Below are 19,799 nucleotides of genomic sequence, written 5' to 3' on the forward strand. Positions count from 1 at the left end.
CACTCCGGTTATTCTTCGTCGGACTGGCGCTTGATCCACGCCAGTACATGTTCCGAGGGAACCCTCTGCAGGCCCGGTGGCTGCCAGTCGGTCAGTTCACCCTGGCCAAGCACCAGTAACCCCCCCGGTGCCAGACGCTCTGCGAGCCGTTTGACGATCTCCCGTCGGCGCCAGCGACGGAAGTAGATCAGCAGGTTCTGGCAGAAGATAATGTTCATCCCGTGCATGGGTGCTTTATCCAGATCCAGAACATTGAGCCTGGTAAAGCACACCCGGTCACGGATGCTGTTCACAATTTCTACGGTATTCCGCTCCGAGGGCCGGAAATACCTGGCTTTCAGGTCTTCTTCCATTCCCAGCAACTTGCGGGCATTAAACCGGCCCTGGCGCGCTTTTTCGATGGCCGGCTGACTGATGTCCGAGCCGGTTACGCCGAAGAGCGGTTGCACGCCCAACTGAGCCATGCCCTCGTTCAGGATCATCGCGAGCGTGTAAGGCTCCTCGCCGGTGGAGCAGCCAACACTCCAGGCCTCCAGGGCCCGCTTCCTGAACTGTTCCCGGGGACGGGTAAGCACATAATCCGCCACCAGCCGGAAGGCGTCCGGGTCCCGGAAAAACCGGGTTTCCTGAACAGTGAGCCGGTCTACCAGTGTGGCCCACTCCCTGACAGCATCCGGGCCGGATACGATTTTCTCGTAATAGGCCTGGTAGCTGCTGCAACCGATTTCGCGCATCCGGATGCCAAGATTGGTTTCCAGAAACGAGCGCCGTTCGGTGGTCAGGGTTATGCCGGTGCGGTGCTCCAGCAAGGTCTGCCACTGGCTGAACTGCGCGTCGTCCATATCCGGAAGACGGCGCAGTGACCAGATGCCTTCGGCGGGTGACAGTTGGTTATGCGTATGCGCCATAGACCGTCATCTGCCCCGGGCCGGTGATCAGCTGACCACCGGTACGTCGCTGTTTTCCTCTTCTTCCTGATTGGCCATTTCCTCATCCGGCAGGGTGAAGCCGGCAACGGAGGACCGCAGCTCGGAGGCCATTTCTGCCAGGTTACCGATAGACTTCGCGGTAGCGTTGGTACCGGAGGAAGTCTGGGAGGTGATTTCCTGGATAACGTTCATGGTGTTGGAAATGTGCGCCGCAGAGGATGACTGCTGACGGGCGGCGTTGGAGATGTTCTGGATCAACTCCGCCAGGGACATGGATACGTTCTCGATTTCCTCGAGGGCGATACCCGCGTCCTGGGCCAGTCGGGCACCACGGACCACCTCGGCGGTGGTGTGTTCCATGGAGATAACCGCTTCGTTGGTATCAGACTGGATCGTCTTAACCAGGGCTTCAATCTGCTTGGTTGCTGCAGAGGAACGTTCCGCCAGGCGCTGAACTTCGTCCGCAACCACCGCGAAGCCCCGACCCGCGTCACCGGCCATGGAGGCCTGGATTGCCGCGTTCAGGGACAGGATGTTGGTCTGGTCGGCAATGTCGTTGATCAGGGATACGATATCGCCGATTTCCTGGGAGGATTCACCCAGACGCTTGATCCGCTTGGACGTTTCCTGGATCTGCTCCCGGATGTTATCCATGCCGCGAATGGTGTTCTGTACCACTTCTGCGCCTTTCTTCGCGATCGCAACCGACCGCTCCGCAACCGCGGAGGATTCGGCGGCGTTCGAGGATACCTGGTCGATGGACACGGCCATCTCGTTAACCGCAGCGGAGGCGCCGGCAATTTCCTGGGCCTGGTGCTCGGATGCATCGGCGAGGTGCATGGCCGTGGCCTGAGTTTCCTGGGCGGCGGAAGCTACTCGTACCGCAGTACCACGAATGGCCTGTACCAGGCCGCGCATCTGGTCGATCGCGTAGTTGATGGAGTCGGCGATGGCACCGGTGAAGTCCTCGGTTACCGTGGCCTCTGTGGTCAGGTCACCATCGGCCAGATCGGCCAGTTCGTCCAGCAGTCGCAGGATCGCGTTCTGGTTCTGTTCGTTCTGCTCCTGGGTGGTGGCCAGACGCTCCTGGGCGTCGCGGTACAGGGCAAGACCGATAAAGACAACAATCGCAACCATGGCGGCCAGGATGGCGAAGGCCAGGGTCGGGCTGATCAGACGGGAACTGGACTGGGTAGCGAAGTTGTCGGCCAGAGTCGACAGTTCGGCCAGCAGGTTCTCGGAGTTCTGGAAGATGTCACTTGCGGCGGTACGAACCTTGAAGAGGTCGGGAGAGGCTTCAAGGATCGCGTCTACGTTCTGGGAAACGAACTGGAACAGCTCGTCAACCGCTTCCAGGCCATAGATGGCGTCTTCGTCCGCTACGCGGGAGATGCCCATGGCGGGATTGCCGTTGAGCTGGCCGTCAAGAACCCGGCCGAACAGGCTGGCGTCCCGGCCGAAACGGTCGGCCGCGATAACGGCGTCTTCGTCACCGGACAGTACGTTGTTAACGGAGCGGACAATACGCTCTGCCAGCAGCGACTGACGCTGGGCCAGAGAGATCTGTTCGGCAGGTGCACCGTTATCCAGCAGAATCTGAACGATGTCGTCGTATTCCACCTGCAGCTGGGGAATGGTTTCGTTCAGGGTCCGGGCTACTTCGTGCAGGCCGAGTACTGCATCACGGGTGGAGAGGATGCTGTCGGCGTTTTCACGAACGGTGTTCCAGTGTTCCTGTACGCCACTTTGCTGGGCCAGTTCACTGGGCGGGAGGCCGGTTTCCGGGTTGCCCTCGGTCACGTTGGTCCAGAGCTGCTGGAACTCATCCCGCGAACGACGGAGTTGGTCGAAGGCTTCGGCGGTACCACCGGCGGCCTCGGTCGCGTTCTTCGCGATCTCCTGGGAGAGTACCCGCATTTCCGCGGTGTTGGCGATGTACTGCTGGTCGTGCTGACTGTCCTGGTTAATGATGAACAGTACCACAACGAGCAGGACGGTAAGTGCAATCAGCGCTGCGATCAGGCCGGCAACCAGTTTGTTGCCTCCCTGTCCCATACTGAGTCTTCCGGCTCTGTTTTTCATTTTCTGGCTCCCGGCCTCTTTCTTCTGGAAATGGCAAGTATGTGTAGCGGGTTTCAGACGGTCAGGGTGATGTTCCTGCCAGTACCATCACCCTTACCACTGTGCAACATCAAGAAAGCGTTCGTCTTCCACCAGATCGGTGGCCGAGAACACTTTCCAGACCTCCTCATTACGCTCGTAACCGCCGCTCACAAACGGACGAACGCTGTCGGGCACCCCGTCGGGGGTGGCCCTGAAACTGTCTTTGGCGAAGTACTGCATGCCCAGTACGCTGTCGACGACCAGGCCACTGAATACGTCGCCCTGCTCAACCACCAGAACCCGCCGTTCACGCAGGCTGCGGGAAGAGCGGGGCACATCGAAAAAGGTGGCGAGATCGACCAGGGGTAACAGGCGGCCGCGAACATTAGCCGCTCCCATCAGGAACGACCGAACCCCCGGAACATGGGTGAACCGGGGTACATGCAGGATTTCGGTAACTTCGCCCATGGGGGCAACGTAGCGTTCGCCCGAGAGAATAAAACCGATGCCGTTCCAGAGTTCAACGGCTTCCTGTTGTTCCGGCAGACCGGCGGCCATGGACCGGCTGCGCTGGGCGATATCCGTCAGAACGGCAAAAGGGGCGGCCTGGGCGGACATGCGTACTCCAAGGTTGGGGATCAGGCAATCAGGCTGTTGATTGTTTTGATCAGGTCGTCTTCGTTAACTGGCTTGACCAGATAACCCTTGGCACCCTGGCGGGTTCCCCACACCCGGTCAGTTTCCTGATCCTTGGTGGTTACGATCACAACCGGGATGGAAGCGGTTTCCGGCGCACGGGTCAGCTGGCGGGTCGCCTGAAAGCCGTTCAGGCCGGGCATGACAACATCCATCAGCACCAGATCCGGAGTTTCCGCGCGGGCCTTGGCCACACCATCGGCGCCATTATCTGCGGTCAGCACTTCGTGCTTGTGTTTTTCCAGAATGGTGGAAATCTTCTTAACTTCAGTTGGCGAGTCGTCAACAATCAGAATGCGGGCCATGGTTTCCTCGATGGTTCTGTGTGTCAGCAGGGGTTACTGTTCCGCCTGAGGCATGTATTGGCGGATGGTGTTAAGCAGCTCATCCTTGCTGAACGGTTTGGTCAGATACTGGTCCGAGCCTACGATTCGGCCTTTTGCCTTGTCGAACAGGCCGTCCTTGCTCGAAAGCATGATAACCGGCGTCTTTTTAAAAGAGGAATTGTTCTTGATCAGTGCGCAGGTCTGGTAGCCGTCCAGGCGGGGCATCATGATATCGACAAAAATGATGTCCGGCTGGGAGTCGGCAATCTTGGCCAGAGCGTCAAAGCCGTCTGTGGCAGTGATAACCTCACAGCCAACCTTTTTAAGAAGGGTTTCCGCGGTGCGACGAATGGTCTTGCTGTCGTCAATCACCATGATCTTCAGGTTCTCGAAGTTGTCATCCATTGTCCAACTGCCTTGCGCTCTAGCGACTGTCGTTATTTTCGAACGGGGGTTTTAACACAAACGTTAAGGTTGTTCTATAAACCCCGCTCATTTATAGAGTATCCATGGCTGGATAAAAAGTATTAGTTTGTGACCAAATGTACTTCTGCCGCTGCCATCACGGATTTATCTGCGGATTTCTCCGGATGCATTCGCGGCTCGGGTACAATACCATCTGACCTCTCAGCATAGCACTTAATAACCGGTTCGCTCTGCTGACCGGTTCGTGTTTTCTTACCGACAGTTCCAGGAGACGCTATGACAATCCGGCTGGGGATCGTGATGGATCCCATTCAGGATATTCACTTCAAGAAAGACAGTTCTCTGGCCATGCTGCATGCCGCCCAGAAACGCGGCTGGGAAATCGAGTACATGGAACTGCCGGATCTCTATCTTGCGGGCGGCCAGGCCCGGGCTCACACCCGTGGGCTGACTGTGCACATGGATCCGGACAACTGGTACAGCTTCGGCGCCAGTCAGGATCGTGCGCTGGGTGACCTCGACGTGATTCTGATGCGGCAGGACCCACCGGTGGACCGGGAATTCCTGATGGCCACCTATATACTGGAATCGGCGGAGCAGCAGGGCGCTCTGGTGGTCAACCCGGCGGCCACCCTGCGGGACTGCAACGAAAAACTGTTTGCCACCCAGTTTGAAGACCTGACACCCCCGCTCATCGTGACCCGCTCTGCCCAGCGTTTCCGGGAATTCTATGCCGAACATGGTGACATCATCATGAAACCAGTGGACGGCATGGGTGGCCGCTCGATATTCCGGGTCAAGGAAAACGATGCCAATCTCGGGGTCATCATCGAAACCCTCACCAATTACGGCAGCCATCAGGCCATGGCCCAGAAATTCATCCCCGAAATCACCGAAGGTGACAAGCGTATTCTGCTGATTGAGGGCGAGCCGGTACCCTATGCCCTTGCACGCATTCCGTCACACGGTGAGAATCGCGGCAACCTGGCCGCCGGAGGTCGTGGTGAGGGCCGGGAGCTGACCGAGCGTGACCGTCAGATCTGTGCCCGGGTAGCACCGGTGATCAAGGAAAAGGGCCTGATGTTCGTGGGGCTTGATGTCATTGGTGACTATCTCACGGAAATCAACGTCACCAGCCCCACCTGCATTCGTGAGCTGGATGCGGCGTTTGGCATCGACATTGCCGGCATGCTGATGGACGCCATCGAGCGACGTCTGGCCAGAGACTGAAGACCGATCACAGCTTTTGAGCGCACAAGGAGACTCAGGAACCGTCATGGCAACCCAGGTTAGCGATTTCGATCGGTTTTCCTTCACCCTGTTTATGGCATTGGCCGTTCATGCCATGTTGGTGTTGGGGATTACCTTTGCCCCGGAATCGCCCCGGTCTTCGGCTCAGACCATGGAAATTACCCTGTCCCGGTTCGACGATGAGCAGGCGCCGGAGAAAGCCGATTTTCTGGCCCAGACCAGTCAACAGGGCAGTGGCTCGGAAGAGCAGGCCATGGAAATGACCTCGCCCAATCCCTCCGAGATCAGTCAGCCGGATCTGGCTCAGGTGCAACCCGAGCCACAGACCACCACCCGGCCTCAGCCGCAACGGGAGCGGGCGGTCGTCCAGACCGAGACTCGCACCGAGCGCCAGGCGTCAAGGCCCGAGGAGCGAACCGAGCCCCAGGAAGAGCCCTTGCCCCAGAGCGAGAAAAAGAGCCTGATGGAGCGCAGCCTGGAGATTGCCAGCCTGGAGGCGCGGTTTGACGCACAGCAGCGGGCCTATGCCCGCAAACCCCGGGTAATGCGGGTAACGGCAGCCTCGACCCTGAAGTCCAGCAACGCCTGGTATGTGCAGAACTGGGTGAGCAAGGTGACCCGGGTGGGTAACATCAACTATCCCACCGAAGCCAGGCAGGCCGGCATCTACGGAACCCTGCGCATGCTGGTTTCGCTGAAGAAAGATGGCACAATCAAGGAAGTGGCAATCCTCCAGTCCTCCGGCAGCACGGTGCTGGATGATGCCGCAATCCGAATTGTGCGTATGGCCGCTCCGTTTGCGCCTTTCCCGGAGGAAATGCGTCAGGACGTGGACGAACTGGAAATCATACGCACCTGGTCATTTCAGAGACGGGGGCTTACATCAGGATGACGGCCGAACACGACACCACAGGCAGTCTCAGGCACCACTTCCTGGTGGCTTCGCCCTGGTTGGCTGATCCCCGCTTTCACGGTGGGGTGATCTACCTTTGCGAACACTCGGAGGAGGGCGCGCTGGGGCTGATGATCAATCAGCCGCTGGATATCCACCTGGGTGAGATCCTCGAGCAGCTCGACATGCACGGCGGGGAACTGGACTTGCCGGTATACACCGGCGGGCCGGTTCAGCCAGAGCGCGGCTTTGTACTGCACTCGCCGGGCCGGCAGTGGCAGAATACCGCGCGAGTCACCGACGAAGTGCTGTTGACCACCTCCCGGGATATTCTGGAAAGCATTGGCCGGGATGAGGGGCCGGAATCGTTTCTGGTGGCACTGGGTTACTCTGGCTGGGGCGAGGGTCAGCTGGAGGAAGAGCTGGGCAGCAATGCCTGGTTGACCTGCCCGGCCAGTACCGACATTCTGTTCCGCACGCCGGCAGACCAACGTTACCAGGCGGTACTCCGCCTGATGGGCATTGATCTGAACCAGCTCAGTGATTCGGTGGGTCATGCCTGATCCCGGTAACCGTCGACTACTGGCCTTTGATTTCGGCACCCGGCGTATCGGGGTGGCGTCAGGGCAGGAAATGCTCGGAACCGGCCAGCCCCTGGCCATGCTTGCTGCCAGGGACGGGATCCCCGACTGGCAGCAGATCGAGGCGCTGCTGGCGGAATGGCAGCCGGATATTGTCCTGGTCGGCCTGCCTCTGAATATGGATGACACCGAAAATGACATGTGCGCGCGGGCGCGCAAGTTCGGCAAGCGTTTGCATGGCCGCTACCATGTCACGGTTGAGATGGTGGACGAACGACTCACCAGCTTCGAAGCCAAGGGTGAGGTGATGGCCGGCGGTGGCAGCCGGGATTTCGGCCGCCACGGCGTTGATGACCGGGCCGCCGTGCTGATACTGGAAACCTGGTGCCGGGAGCAGGCCGGCTGACCTGATAAACGAGGCTGTAATGACCGCATTGCTTGATATAGACCAGCTGCTCGATACATTGGAATCCGGCCTGCGTCAGATTCTCCAGGCGCGTGGCGTGGACGACCCGGTGCTGATCGGAATCCGGACCGGCGGTGTCTGGCTGGCGGATGTGCTGGGGAAGCGTCTGGGTATTGCCCAGCCTTTCGGCGAGCTGGACATCTCGTTCTACCGGGATGACTTCAGCCGCATTGGTCTGAACCCCCGGGTGATGCCGTCCAGTCTGCCGTTTGATACCGAAGGCCGGGACATCATCCTGATCGACGACGTGATCATGAGTGGCCGGACGATCCGGGCTGCCATGAACGAAATATTCGACTACGGCCGTCCGGCCAGTATCATACTGGCCACGCTGATCGATATGGGCGCCAGGGAACTACCGATCCAGCCGGATGTGGTGGGACGGGCCCTGACGCTGGAAGCCCATCAACGAGTGAAACTGCGTGGCCCCGAGCCACTGCGCATTGAAGTACAGGAATCCGGGCAGTAAATCTTCCCAACTGATAACAGGCGAGCCATGACCGCGAACGACCCTTCCCCGAACCACTTGCAGCTGACCCGGGATGGTCAGTTGCGGCATTTCCTGACGTTGGATGGCCTGGGCCAGCCGCTGCTCACGGATATTCTCGACACCGCCGACTCCTTTATCGAGGTGGGTGAGAGAAGTATCAAGAAAGTGCCGCTGCTCAGAGGCCGCACCGTAGTCAACCTGTTCTTTGAATCCAGTACCCGGACCAGGAGTACTTTCGAACTCGCGGCCAAGCGCCTGTCTGCCGACGTCCTGAACCTGGATATCTCTACCTCAGCCACCTCCAAGGGTGAATCCCTGTCCGATACCCTGCTTAATCTGGAGGCCATGGCTTCGGATATGTTTGTGGTGCGTCATTCCCAGAGCGGCGCGCCGCATTTCATAGCCGAGAGTGTGACCCCGGGCGTTGCCATCATCAATGCCGGTGACGGCCGCCATGCCCATCCCACCCAGGCGATGCTGGACATGCTGACCATCCGTCAGCACAAGGGCCGTTTCGAAGGCCTGAAAGTCGCCATTGTCGGGGATGTGCTGCACTCCCGGGTGGCGCGCTCGCAGATTCGTGCTTTGAATGTGCTGGGCGCGGAAGAGGTGCGGGTGATTGCTCCCGGCACGCTGCTGCCCAGAGATGTCGAGGATCTTGGCTGTACCGTGGAATACGATATGGCCCGGGGCATGAAAGACCTGGATGTGGTGATCATGCTGAGGCTTCAGAAGGAGCGCATGGAAGGTGCCCTGCTACCCAGTGAACGTGAGTTTTACCGTCTGTACGGGCTGAATCAGGAAAAGCTGGGGCTGGCAAAGCCCGATTGCATCGTTATGCATCCGGGCCCGATCAACCGCGGGGTCGAGATCGAGTCGGCAGTGGCCGATGGCCCCCAGTCGGTCATTCTTAACCAGGTCACCAATGGTATTGCTATCCGGATGGCGGTGATGTCCATGGCCATGGGTGGTCAGATGGCGGAGCGTCAGCAAAGACAGCAGGAGGGCCGGGCATGACAGCGTCAGCGAACTGGAATGAGGGCGGCCTGAAACTGACCGGCGGGCAGTTGTTTGAGCCGGGCAAGGGGTTGATCAGTAACCCGGGCTTGTTGGTGCGCAATGGTCGCATAGAGGCGGTTGGAGAGCAGGCCCAGGCAGCCGAGAGCGCCGCAACACTGGACGCCGCCGGGCAGGTGATCGCGCCCGGTTTTATCGACCTGTGCTGTAATCTCCGGGAGCCGGGCAATGGCCAGAAGGGCAATATTGCCTCGGAAACACGAGCCGCCGCCCATGGTGGTTTCACCACGGTCTGTGCCTCGCCGGAAACCTCTCCGGTCAATGATTCCGGTGCCGTGACCAATCTGATTCTCGACAGCGTGGCCTCCCGAGGTGTGGTTCGGGTGCTGCCGATCGGTGCCATCACCCGTGGCCTTGATGGCGATATGCTCAGTGATATGGCCGGCCTGAAAGCAGCCGGTTGCGTGGCGGTCGGCAATGGTTCCCGGGGCGTGCGCAATGCCCGCATTCTGCGCCGGTGTATGGCCTATGCCCAGACCTTCGGACTGACCGTGATGTTCAGTCCGGAAAATACGGCACTGGCGGCCGATGGCTACGCCCATGATGGCCAGGTCACCACGCGTCTGGGGCTGCTGGGTATTCCCGAGGTGGCCGAAACGGCCGCGGTTATGGAAATGCTACTGCTGGCGGAAGAGACCGGGGTGCGCCTGCACCTGAGCCAGCTGTCCTGCGCCCGCAGCGTCGAGATGCTGGCCCAGGCCCGGGATCGCGGCGTGAAGGTTACCGCCGATGTTGCCATGCACCAGTTGGTCTTCACCGAGTCGGCCCTGGCCGGCTTCGACAGTCGTTTTCATGTCCGGCCTCCCCTGCGCGGAGAAGCCGACCGTCAGGCGCTGGTGGCCGGTGTGCGGGACGGCGTTATCGATGCAATTGTGAGTCAGCATCAGCCCCATGATTCCGCGGCCAAGCAGGCCCCGCTGCCCGCGACCGAGCCCGGGCTGTCGAGCATCGAAAGCGTGCTGTCCCTGGGTCTGGAGCTGGTACAGAATCATGAGTTGGAATTGCCGGATTTGCTGCGGGCACTGACCGCTGGCCCGGCGGCTGTCCTGGGCCGGGAAGTGGCTCTGACGGCCGGGGCTGCTGCTGATCTTTGTCTGTTTGACCCGGATGGCCACTGGCAGCCTTCCGCAGCAACGCTGCTGTCGGCTGGGCGGCACGCTCCGGTTCTGGAACGAGCCCTGCCAGGGGAGGTGAAACTCACCCTGGTGGCAGGTCGCACCGCCTGGCAGGCTCCCGGAACACCACTTTGAAAAATGAGGCAGAGGTGGCTCCGCCTCTGTCGACATCATCACAGAACTCGCCGGTTTTGCTGAAAAACCCTTGATGGCAGGCACCTGAGCCAACGTATTCTATGACCTGACCCTCTACGGTCAGGTCATAGAATACGAGAGCCAGTCACCCGGATGTGACCGGCCCGACAATAAAAACTCAGGAGTCATCCCGTGAAATCAATCCGCTTTTCCCGCCGGCTCGCCATGGCGGCCGTCCTGTGTGCCAGCGTGGTGGCACCCTCCCTGGTTCAGGCCCAGGATGAAATCCTTGAGCGCAGTTTCTGTGTGTTTGACCCGGTTGGTGCCAATGGCCCGCTGTTTGCCATTACCAAGGAGTTCCAGCCGGTGGCCCTCAAGCGAGGCATCAAGCTGGAACTGCGTGCCTACACCGATGAAAAAGTAGCGGCCGAAGACTTCAAGGCCGGTCAGTGCGATGCCGTGTTGCTGACCGGCACCCGTGCCCGGGAATTCAACAAGTTTACCGGTAGCCTCGAAGCCATGGGGGCAGTGCCGGGTGAAGAAGAAATGCGCCTGTTGTACAACACCCTGAGCCAGCCCAAGGCCCGGCCGTTCCTGGTTGACGGGCCCTATGAGGTAGCCGGTGTCTTTCCTGCCGGGGCCATTTACCTGTATACCCGCGACCGGGCCATTGATTCGGTCGAGAAACTCCAGGGCAAACGCATTGCAACGCTGGATTACGACTCGGCCTCGGTGCGCATGGTCCGTCATGTCGGAGCATCGGTGGTTGGCTCCAACTCCGCCAACTTTGCCGGCAAGTTCAATAATGGCAGTGTCGACCTGGCCTATGCACCAGCCGTGGCCTATCAGCCTCTGGAACTCTATAAGGGCGTTAATTCCAAGGGTGGGGTGTTCAAGTATGCCCTGGCGTACATGAACTTCCAGGTCATTATTCATCGCGACCGTTTCCCGGAAGACGCCGGCCAGATGGTTCGGGATGAGTCCATCAAGCGGATTGATCAGGCCTACGAGATCATTGCGGAAGCGGAGTCCGGGATTCCTGCCGAGGTTTGGATGCACCCGCCCCGGGAAGATGTGGCCGAGTACGACAAGATGCTGCGCCAGGTTCGTCTTTCACTGTTGGAGGACGGGGTCTATGACGAGCGCGCCATCAAGTTGATGAAGGCGATTCGCTGTCGGGTGGATGGCTCCCGTTCGGAGTGCGCCTCCTGAGGCACTGAGCGGCCCGCATACAGAGCGGGCCGCAGGTGATCAGCGGATGGCGTCTTTCAGGGCCTTGCCGGCCTTGAAACCCACGGTCTTGCTGGCAGGGATCTGGATGCTTGCGCCGGTTTGCGGGTTGCGCCCGCTGCGGGCTTCCCGGCTGCGGATGTTGAAGGTACCGAAACCGATCAGTGTCACGTCCTCTCCCCGCGCGGCAGCCGCCGACACCTGGTCGGTAAACGCGTTGATTACCTCTCCGGCCTTTTCCCGGGTAAGCCCGGTTTTGTCGGCAATGGCAGCAGCAAGTTCAGGTTTGCGCATCGGATACTCCTGATTATTCGTTCTGATTGTTGTTGGTTATTGCCCCGGCCAGGCCGGAGGCTGAAGCAATCTATAGTGGCTTTGGGCTGAATCTGCAAACCTTCTTCGGTAACGATATGTTCCCGGAGGCGTCATTTGCGGGATCGGTCTCATAAACCCGGGGCGGAGTTCGTCATAATGAACGCCGGTTACAGACTGTAACAAACGGTGCAGTCCGCCCCCGTCGTCTGGACAAAACACAAGAACAAAGGGTTGAAAGGTATGAAGGGTTTCCGGAGATCCCCGACAACATCATCTGGGCTTCGCGGCATGGCGGCGGCGTTGACTGCCGGTCTCCTGCTGAGCGGCTGCGGGGCGGTCAATAACATGATCTACAAGACCACGGGGGATGTCATGAAGGGCTTCTCCCGCAACCATACCGTCCCCTACCTCATGGAGTCGGACGATCTGGCCATGGGCTGTTCCATGAGCGAGGCTACCGCGCCGCTGTTGATGTCGTTTGGTCGGGTAACCAGCGAGCCGGATCAACTGGCAGTCATGCTCTACCTGTCTTCGGGCAGTTGTGCGGAAGAGCAGGCCAGGGAGCATGAGCTGGCAGGGTTGGCCGCCATGTACGCCATGGATGCGACCGCGGCGGAAGACGCCTTTATTCGCCAGAAGCGTGCTCATACCCTGGCCGCTCGCCGCTATCTGAAAAGCTGGCAGCATCACAATAGCCACTATGGCAACCCGGATGAAACCGAGTGCCCGGATTTCGACGATGACATGGACGAGTTCATGTACATGGCCGGTTTGCTGTCCGGGCTGCAGGCCCTTAACGCCCAGATCCAGGCCACCTCCTCGGTGGGCGTTCCGTTCAATACCGGCTCCGTGGTGGGCCGTGCTACCCAGTGTCTGGATAACAAGAAATGGTGGGGCGCCCCCATGGGCCTGCGTGCCACCGTCTGGGCCATGATCCCGGGAACCCAGCCGCAGGGTGAAGATGCCTTCGAGCGCCTGGCCATTGCCGCGGAGCAGGGCGAGGACGCTGGCGTCCGACTGGGCCATGTGTTCCAGGCCATTGCGGCCATGAACAAGAATGATGAAGCCCTGGTGAAGTCGGTTATCCGGGATCATGCTGAATCCCTTGAGGCCAATCCGGCCAACGAGGAATGGCGGTTTGTGGACGCCATGGCGACCAATATGCTGGTGGCGATTTCGGATCGGTTGTGGGTGGAAAACACCGGCCACCGCACCCCCATCGGGCAGTTCGGTGCCTTCTGGGATGACCAGCGTGAACCGGTCGAGACCATGGATCTGGACGACCTGTTGTAACCATCATCAAGCCGAGTAAGCCGTTATGCCCCAGGGTGGTTTTCGTCGTAGTGGTCTGGAGTGGTTTTCATCGCTGCCGGCCTGTCTGTTGTTGCTGGCCGTGGTTCTGTTTTCCACCAGCAGTGATATTCATAACCAGATGTTGCGCGCTGGTGAGCAGCTCTGGAGTGGCTATTACAAGCTGCGCATGGACCCGGTACAACCGGAGTGCGACCTCGACCGGGATATTGAGGCAGAGGTCGCCCGGGAGCTGGCTGAGCAAGCGCCGGCAGACGACCCGATGGCAGCACTGCTTGGCGCCCATGAAAAAGACCCCCGGGAAGTCCGTCTTGCCATAGAGCGCTCGGTGGCGGATTGCCGGGCCGCTCACGCCAGTTACGAAGACCTGCAGGACAAGCTGACTCCCGGTGTGAAAGCCTATCGGGCGGTAGAGCTTTTTGTAGCCGACCTGATCGCGTTCGGGCTCACAGCTCAACGCTACGTCCTGGTGATTCTGGTGATGCTGTGTGCGGCGACCGCCACACTCACCCGCCATCACATTGCCATGCGAGCCATGGAGACCCGGTTGGACTACACCGTCTCCTATACCCTGCAAACCATTGCCAATGCCATGTTGCTGGGCTCGTCGGTGATCTTCCGGCAATCCAGCCTGGCCAGCAGCACCACAGTATCCGGTGAGGAGCTGCTGCTGCACAATTTCTGGATTGTCGGCTTTGCCTGCCTGACGCTGGCGAGCCTCTATCGCCTGTTCCGCGCGCCCGACAATCTGGCGCCGGGGGGCAATCTGAACCAGGCGTTTCTGTCGGTTCCGCTCTATACCGTGATGTGCCTGATTTCAGGTACTTACTTCGCGCTGATCGGCCATTCCTCCGGTATTGGGATCTATCTGGGCAAGATGATGGAGCTGGCCGACATGTTCCTGAATGTCGGGCTGTACGTGTGGGTGGGCATGATGCTGAAGCAGACCCGCCTGGCGACACTGGTTTTCAATATTTTCCGGCCCTGGCGTATGCCGCCGGAGATGCTGGCGGTGGTGGCGGTTCTGGTGGCGGCGGTGCCTACCGCCTATACCGGTGCTTCCGGTATTTTTGTGATTGCTGCCGGTGCCGTTATCTACAGTGAGCTCCGAGCGGCGGGCGCGCGCAGACATCTGGCCCTGGCGGCCACGGCCATGTCGGGCTCCCTGGGTGTGGTATTGCGGCCGTGTCTGCTGGTGGTGGTGATTGCCTACCTGAACCGAGAGGTGACGACCGATGAGTTGTTTGGCTGGGGCATCTGGGTATTCGTACTGACCGCCACCCTGTTTGCGATGGTGGCTCTCACGGTGAACCGGCAGAGCCAGTTTGACCTTGCCCCGGCGGCCGATGCCTTTCCGGCGTCCATTCAGGCTTTGCGGCCATTGATTCCCTATGTGATCGTGATCGCTGCCGTAGTGCTGTTCTACCGGCTTGCCCTGGATGTGAAGATGGACGAATTTTCGGCACCCCGGTTGCTGCCGGTGATCATGCTGGCCATTCTGGTATATGAGCATATCAGCCTGAAAAATGGCCGGGGCCGGGCGTCCGGTGAGATCAATCACCAGGGGCTGGAGCGCAGCGTTCGTGGGGCCACCAACGATACCACCGCTGAGATTGGCGCCCTTTTGTTGCTGCTGGGGCTGTCGGTGAGCATTGGTGGTGTGATCGAGCGCTCCCACATCATGGAAACTTTCCCTCAGGCGTTCGACAGTCCCTGGTCTGCCATGCTGCTGATGGTAGTGATCCTGGTGATTCTGGGGATGATCATGGACGCCTTCGGGGCGGTGATTCTGGTAACCGCAACGGTGGCAACCATAGCCTACTCCAGCGGTATTCACCCGGTGCATTTCTGGATGGTAACGCTGGTGGCCTTCGAGCTCGGCTACCTGAGCCCGCCTGTGGCCCTGAACCATCTGCTCACCCGCCAGGTGGTGGGCGAGGCTGAGGTGCTGGCGGCCCAGCAGGAAGGTGGAACCTTCTACCAGCGCCATGAACGCATCATCATGCCACTGATTGCCATGGGTATTTCCCTGGTACTGGTGGCCTTTGTGCCGTTGCTGTTCTACGCCAACTGATCTCTCTGCCCGAGGCCGCCCCGGCGGCCTGTCTGGTCTGTGTTCTCAAACCAAAGGCACAAAAAAAGCGCCGAGCTTTCGCAAGGCGCTTTTTTTATGGCAGTGAGAAAGCGGCTTTAGCCGGCTTTCGGGCCCGCCTCAACAATGGCGTCGGCCACGTCGAACTTCTTGAAGTTCTCCACGAACTGGGCAATCAGCTCCTGGGCCTTGCCATCGTAGTAGTCCGGGCTGACCCAGGTGGTGCGCGGGTTCAGCAGCTCGGTGTCTACGCCCGGAACATGCTTGGGCACGTCCAGGTTCAGGGCATCCAGGTGCTCAGTTTCGACGTCGTCCAGATCACCGTTCTGGATGGCGGCAATGATGGCGCGGGTGGTCGGAATGCTGAAGCGCTTGCCTTCACCGTAGGGGCCGCCGGTCCAGCCGGTGTTGACCAGAAATACCTTGCTGCCGAATTCGTCGATACGCTTCATCAGCAGCTCGGCATAGACGCCGGCCGGGCGCGGGAAGAACGGCGCACCAAAGCAGGTGGAGAAAGTGGACTTCAGCTTGGAGGATGAGCCCATTTCGGTGGAGCCCACCAGCGCAGTGTAGCCACTCAGGAAGTGGTAGGCTGCAGCTTCACGGCTCAGGATGGATACCGGAGGCAGAACGCCGGTCATGTCGCAGGTCAGGAAGATGATGTGCGAGGGCTCACCGGCACGGTTCTCGATCACGCGCTTTTCGACGTGCTCGAGCGGATAGGCGCAGCGGGAGTTTTCGGTCAGGGAAACGTCGTTGTAATCCGGCTCGCGGGTCTCCGGATCAATCATCACGTTCTCAACGATGGCGCCGAAACGGATGGCGTCCCAGATGATCGGTTCGTTCTTCTGGCTCAGGTCGATGCACTTGGCGTAGCAACCGCCTTCAATATTGAATACGGTGCCCGGGCCCCAGCCGTGCTCATCGTCACCGATCAGGAACCGGTGCGGGTCTGCAGACAGGGTGGTTTTGCCGGTGCCGGACAGGCCGAAGAACAGGCAGGTCTCGCCGGTTTCACTGACGTTGGCTGAGCAGTGCATGGGCAGAACGTCTTTCTCGGGCAGAAGGAAGTTCTGAACCGAGAACATGGCTTTTTTCATCTCGCCGGCGTAGTGCATGCCGGCCAGCAACACCTTGCGCTTGGCGAAGTTGATGATGACGCAGCCGTCGGAGTTGGTGCCATCACGCTCCGGTACACACTCGAAATTAGCGGCGTTGAGAATCTGCCATTCCTGCTTGTCGGCCGGGTTGAAGCTATCCGGGCGAATGAACAGGTTGCGGCCGAACAGGTTCTGCCACGCGGTTTCCGTGGTCATTTTTACCGGCAGGTAGTGTTCCGGGTCGGAACCAACGTGAACGTGAGAGACGAAGCGGTCTTTTTCAGCGATGTAGGCTTCAACGCGATCCCACAGGGCATCGAACTTTTCAGCATCGAACGGGCGGTTGATCGGACCCCAGTGAATGTCGTCGGCGGTGCTGGGCTCCTCGACGATAAAGCGGTCCATAGGAGACCGGCCGGTACGCTCACCGGTGGTGACCACCAGAGAACCGTTGGATGCCAGCTGGCCTTCGTTCCTTGCTAATGCCAGCTCGACCAGTCGTGCTGTACTCAGATCATTATAAGTGTTGCTCACTTCGACCTCGCCCTCGGGATGTCTTCGTGATTGCCCAGGCCGTCCCCCCGAAAATTGACGGAAAACTGAACAATCGGGTCAATTCAGGCGCGCTATTATGCCAGAGACGCCCACAAAAAACGACTGCCCTGAAAGCCGCGCCAGAGGCGGCTTCCGAGCAAGTTCAGTGACGGCTTAGTGTAACGTATGGCCGGTGAAAAGGTGATCAATATCATTTCTATTGAAGCGATAGTTTGCGTGACAGAACTGGCAGTCCATGTTGATGCTGCCCTGTTCGTCGAGGATGCTGTAGCACTCGTCCTTGCCGATGGCTTCCAGCGCGGCCAGGGTGCGCTCACGGGAACAGCTGCAGCGGAAGGCCACCGGATCCGGCTCGAACAGGCGCACCGTTTCCTCGTGGAACAGCCGGTGCAGCAGCGCTTCACTGTCCAGGGTGAGTAGCTCCTCGGCTTCGATCGTCGCGGCAAGGTGGTTCACCCGGTTCCACAGGTCATCGTCGTCATCGGTATGGCCGGGCAGGCGCTGGAGTAACAGGCCGGCAGCGGTATCCTCGTTGGCAAACAGGAACAGGCTGGTGGCGATCTGCTCGGAGCGCTCGAAGTACTCTTCCAGGCAGCCGGCCAGGGTTTCTGATTCCCGTGGCACCACGCCCTGGTAGCGCTGGCCCTGTTCCGGGGTGATGGTGATGGCCATGCGGCTTTGTCCGAGCAACTCGTGCAGGGTTTCGCCGCTGACCGCATCGGCATCAAAGCGGGCCAAGCCACGGATATGGCGGTCATGGCTGCATTCGGCCATGAGTGTGCTGAGGGCACCTTCACCCGCTGCCTGCAGCGAGAGGGTGCCTTTGAATTTCAGGGTGCTGCTCATCAGTACGCTGGCTACCAGGGATTCTCCCAGCAGCTCGCGGACTGAATCCGGGTAGGGGGCCTGGCCGGTGATTTCCTTGAAACTCTCGCCCAGCTGTACCCAGGCACCCCGCACCTGGCTGTGTTCAAAGAGAAAACGTTGGAACTGGTCGCGGGATGCCATGGTGTCTCCTGGAGCTGATGTATCGATTTACTGGGAGTTACTGAAACGGGGTTGTATACGGGTTGTCAGATACGTGGGATTCAATGGTTACAGACCATTCTGTTCCCGGAAGCGCTGGATATCCCGGCGATCTTTCTTGCTGGGCCTTCGAGCCGGGGGCAGCTGTGCAGCCTGCATGGTCTTGCGTTGCCAGGCCAAGTCTTCCCGCCGTTTCACGCTGTCGTCGGTTTCGTGATAGAGCTTCTGGGCTTCCGGGGCGCCCCGGCGTCGGTCGCTGATGTCGTCGACGATCACGATCTTTTCCTGCCAGCCCAGGCGCAGGGTCACTTTGGCGCCGGTCTCAACGATCTTGCCGGGCTTGGTGCGCTGGCTGTTGTAGTGCACCTTACCGCCTTCAATGGCCTCTTTGGCGAGCGAGCGGGTTTTATAGAATCGCGCTGCCCACAGCCATTTATCGAGCCGGACTTTCTGATCGTCTGCGTTCGCCGCCGTCATATCTCCTCACCTGTCGGGCACATGCCGCAATAATCCATTATAACCCCCTCATGGGGTGGATGGCACTGCTGTATGTGAGCGCAAGGCAGGCAGCACTTCATCGAAGTGATGAATGCCGGGAATGTCCGGGTGGTGGTCTTTGGATGGCTGCTGGCTGTCGGGCGCCAGAATCGCCAGGCACTGGCCAATACCGGCGGCCCGGGCACTCTCAAGCACCGGGAAACTGTCGTCGACCATCAGGGTAGATTGGTGGCGATAGGGGGAGCGGCTGGCAAGGTCCTGCCAGAACACCGGGTCCTCTTTGGGCTTGCCCAGTTCGTGGCTGGAGACGATGCCATCAACATGCTGATCCAGCCCGGTCCGTTGAAGTTTCAGGGCCAGAGGATCCGGATGGCAGTTGGTGACGATGACCGAGCGCAGTCCGGCCTGGCGCAGTGCGGCCAGGAAGTCGGTTACATGGGGGCGGTAGCCAATGCGGTCGCCAACTTCCGCCTTAAGGCCGGTTATGTCCAGGGCAAGGCGTTCGCTCCAGTAATCGGTGCAGTACCAGTTCAGTGAGCCCCGCTCGGCCATAATCATCGGAATCAGGTAGTCCCGGGCCTCGGTTGGGTGCAGGTCAAAGTGTTCGGCATAGCGCCTGGGCAGGTGCTCCAGCCAGAAGTGGTTGTCGAAATGCAGATCCAGCAGTGTCCCGTCCATATCGAGGAACACGGTATCGAGGGTTGACCAGTCCACCATAAACAAAACAGCCTGAAGAATTTTCTTCAGGCTGCCTCAGATCCCGGCCAGTGGCAAGCCGGGATTTTACGGATCGGTAAGCCAAATCAGTTGTCGGACTGCTCCACCGTTTCTGACTTGCGACCGGTGCGGGTGCAGCCCAGGCAGCGCACGAAGGTGGCCTTGGCCGGGCCAACCACCAGCACTTCACCGGCTTCACCGGCATTGCCGCCAAGCGCCGAGAATGGCAGGGATACCAGATACACAGCACTACCAATAATGGTTGTGGCCAGCAGCGCCGGGCGCAGCAACACCGCATCGGCGGTCATGGCCAGCGCAGACGGGCTTTCGTCCACGGCACGGGCATGGCCGAGCGATGAGAATGCCAGCAGGCAGGCTGCGACGGTGGCTACCAGGGTGCGGGAAATCTTGCGGGTCATGTCATTCTCTCCTGAACGTATCAGCCCGGTTGGTCAGGGCTCGCCTGTC

General features: G+C 59.8%; 21 protein-coding genes. 10 read left to right on the top strand and 11 right to left on the bottom strand.

Going from position 1 to position 19,799, the window contains the following annotated elements; translation table 11 throughout:
- Window positions 1-8 precede the first annotated feature (8 nt).
- The 5 genes from Q675_RS25205 to pilG form a co-directional block, all read right to left on the bottom strand.
- Entirely contained in the window at window positions 9-908 is a 900-nt protein-coding gene (locus Q675_RS25205) for a CheR family methyltransferase (protein ID WP_011787174.1), read from the bottom strand.
- 27 nt (window positions 909-935) lie between these two features.
- Window positions 936-3,011: a methyl-accepting chemotaxis protein gene (locus tag Q675_RS25210; protein ID WP_011787173.1), complete on the bottom strand. Its 2,076-nt coding sequence runs from the start codon at window positions 3,009-3,011 to the stop codon at window positions 936-938.
- Between the two features lie 93 nt (window positions 3,012-3,104).
- On the bottom strand, window positions 3,105-3,650 hold the full coding sequence (locus Q675_RS25215) for a chemotaxis protein CheW (RefSeq protein WP_011787172.1): 546 nt from the start codon (window positions 3,648-3,650) through the stop codon (window positions 3,105-3,107).
- 20 nt (window positions 3,651-3,670) lie between these two features.
- Window positions 3,671-4,033: a twitching motility response regulator PilH gene (pilH, locus tag Q675_RS25220; protein WP_011787171.1), complete on the bottom strand. Its 363-nt coding sequence runs from the start codon at window positions 4,031-4,033 to the stop codon at window positions 3,671-3,673.
- Window positions 4,034-4,066: 33 nt separating this feature from the next.
- Window positions 4,067-4,459, bottom strand: coding sequence for a twitching motility response regulator PilG (gene pilG / locus Q675_RS25225; protein ID WP_011787170.1), 393 nt, complete (start codon window positions 4,457-4,459; stop codon window positions 4,067-4,069).
- Window positions 4,460-4,756: 297 nt separating this feature from the next.
- On the opposite strand from pilG, the gene gshB reads away from it, so the two are divergent.
- The 8 genes from gshB (at window position 4,757) to Q675_RS25265 (ending at window position 11,699) form a co-directional block, all read left to right on the top strand.
- Window positions 4,757-5,710 carry a glutathione synthase gene (gene gshB, locus Q675_RS25230; protein ID WP_011787169.1) on the top strand — a complete coding sequence of 318 codons (954 nt, stop codon included), beginning with the start codon at window positions 4,757-4,759 and terminating at the stop codon, window positions 5,708-5,710.
- Window positions 5,711-5,756: 46 nt separating this feature from the next.
- Window positions 5,757-6,623, top strand: a complete 867-nt coding sequence (locus Q675_RS25235; RefSeq protein WP_023010905.1) for an energy transducer TonB — start codon at window positions 5,757-5,759, stop codon at window positions 6,621-6,623.
- Complete coding sequence (locus Q675_RS25240) at window positions 6,620-7,186, top strand: YqgE/AlgH family protein (protein ID WP_011787167.1); 567 nt, start codon at window positions 6,620-6,622, stop codon at window positions 7,184-7,186. Before Q675_RS25235 ends, Q675_RS25240 begins: the two co-directional genes overlap by 4 nt.
- Window positions 7,179-7,610, top strand: a complete 432-nt coding sequence (gene ruvX, locus Q675_RS25245) for a Holliday junction resolvase RuvX (RefSeq protein ID WP_023010906.1) — start codon at window positions 7,179-7,181, stop codon at window positions 7,608-7,610. Before Q675_RS25240 ends, ruvX begins: the two co-directional genes overlap by 8 nt.
- 19 nt (window positions 7,611-7,629) lie before the next feature.
- On the top strand, window positions 7,630-8,139 hold the full coding sequence (gene pyrR, locus Q675_RS25250) for a bifunctional pyr operon transcriptional regulator/uracil phosphoribosyltransferase PyrR (RefSeq protein ID WP_011787165.1): 510 nt from the start codon (window positions 7,630-7,632) through the stop codon (window positions 8,137-8,139).
- Between the two features lie 27 nt (window positions 8,140-8,166).
- Window positions 8,167-9,177, top strand: coding sequence for an aspartate carbamoyltransferase catalytic subunit (locus Q675_RS25255; protein ID WP_011787164.1), 1,011 nt, complete (start codon window positions 8,167-8,169; stop codon window positions 9,175-9,177).
- Entirely contained in the window at window positions 9,174-10,487 is a 1,314-nt protein-coding gene (locus tag Q675_RS25260; protein WP_011787163.1) for a dihydroorotase, read from the top strand. Before Q675_RS25255 ends, Q675_RS25260 begins: the two co-directional genes overlap by 4 nt.
- A 192-nt stretch (window positions 10,488-10,679) precedes the next feature.
- On the top strand, window positions 10,680-11,699 hold the full coding sequence (locus Q675_RS25265; protein ID WP_011787162.1) for a putative solute-binding protein: 1,020 nt from the start codon (window positions 10,680-10,682) through the stop codon (window positions 11,697-11,699).
- A 39-nt stretch (window positions 11,700-11,738) separates the two neighbouring features.
- On the opposite strand, the gene Q675_RS25270 is transcribed toward Q675_RS25265, so the two are convergent.
- The gene (locus tag Q675_RS25270; protein ID WP_014422988.1) at window positions 11,739-12,011 is read right to left on the bottom strand and encodes an HU family DNA-binding protein; all 273 of its coding nucleotides are present in this window, start codon (window positions 12,009-12,011) and stop codon (window positions 11,739-11,741) included.
- Window positions 12,012-12,332: 321 nt separating this feature from the next.
- Between Q675_RS25270 and Q675_RS25275 the strand changes: the two genes are divergently transcribed.
- Entirely contained in the window at window positions 12,333-13,325 is a 993-nt protein-coding gene (locus tag Q675_RS25275; RefSeq protein ID WP_227499518.1) for a hypothetical protein, read from the top strand.
- 25 nt (window positions 13,326-13,350) lie between these two features.
- Window positions 13,351-15,417, top strand: a complete 2,067-nt coding sequence (locus tag Q675_RS25280; RefSeq protein WP_023010908.1) for a TRAP transporter large permease subunit — start codon at window positions 13,351-13,353, stop codon at window positions 15,415-15,417.
- A gap of 116 nt (window positions 15,418-15,533) precedes the next feature.
- Here the strand turns inward: Q675_RS25280 and Q675_RS25285 are convergent, their stop codons facing one another.
- From Q675_RS25285 to Q675_RS25305, 5 genes are all read right to left on the bottom strand, one after another.
- Window positions 15,534-17,069 (bottom strand): phosphoenolpyruvate carboxykinase, encoded by a 1,536-nt coding sequence (locus tag Q675_RS25285; protein ID WP_022991326.1) that lies wholly within the window; start codon window positions 17,067-17,069, stop codon window positions 15,534-15,536.
- 174 nt (window positions 17,070-17,243) lie between these two features.
- Window positions 17,244-18,098, bottom strand: a complete 855-nt coding sequence (gene hslO, locus Q675_RS25290) for an Hsp33 family molecular chaperone HslO (protein WP_011787157.1) — start codon at window positions 18,096-18,098, stop codon at window positions 17,244-17,246.
- 87 nt (window positions 18,099-18,185) lie between these two features.
- Window positions 18,186-18,593, bottom strand: a complete 408-nt coding sequence (hslR, locus tag Q675_RS25295) for a ribosome-associated heat shock protein Hsp15 (protein ID WP_011787156.1) — start codon at window positions 18,591-18,593, stop codon at window positions 18,186-18,188.
- Window positions 18,594-18,641: 48 nt separating this feature from the next.
- Window positions 18,642-19,331 carry a GMP/IMP nucleotidase gene (gene yrfG / locus Q675_RS25300; protein ID WP_011787155.1) on the bottom strand — a complete coding sequence of 230 codons (690 nt, stop codon included), beginning with the start codon at window positions 19,329-19,331 and terminating at the stop codon, window positions 18,642-18,644.
- A gap of 86 nt (window positions 19,332-19,417) precedes the next feature.
- Window positions 19,418-19,750: a hypothetical protein gene (locus Q675_RS25305; protein WP_011787154.1), complete on the bottom strand. Its 333-nt coding sequence runs from the start codon at window positions 19,748-19,750 to the stop codon at window positions 19,418-19,420.
- Between the last annotated feature and the right edge of the window lie 49 nt (window positions 19,751-19,799).

Origin of the sequence: Marinobacter sp. EN3, assembly GCF_000475315.1 — a bacterium.
In the GTDB taxonomy this organism is placed as follows: Bacteria; Pseudomonadota; Gammaproteobacteria; order Pseudomonadales; family Oleiphilaceae; genus Marinobacter; species Marinobacter nauticus.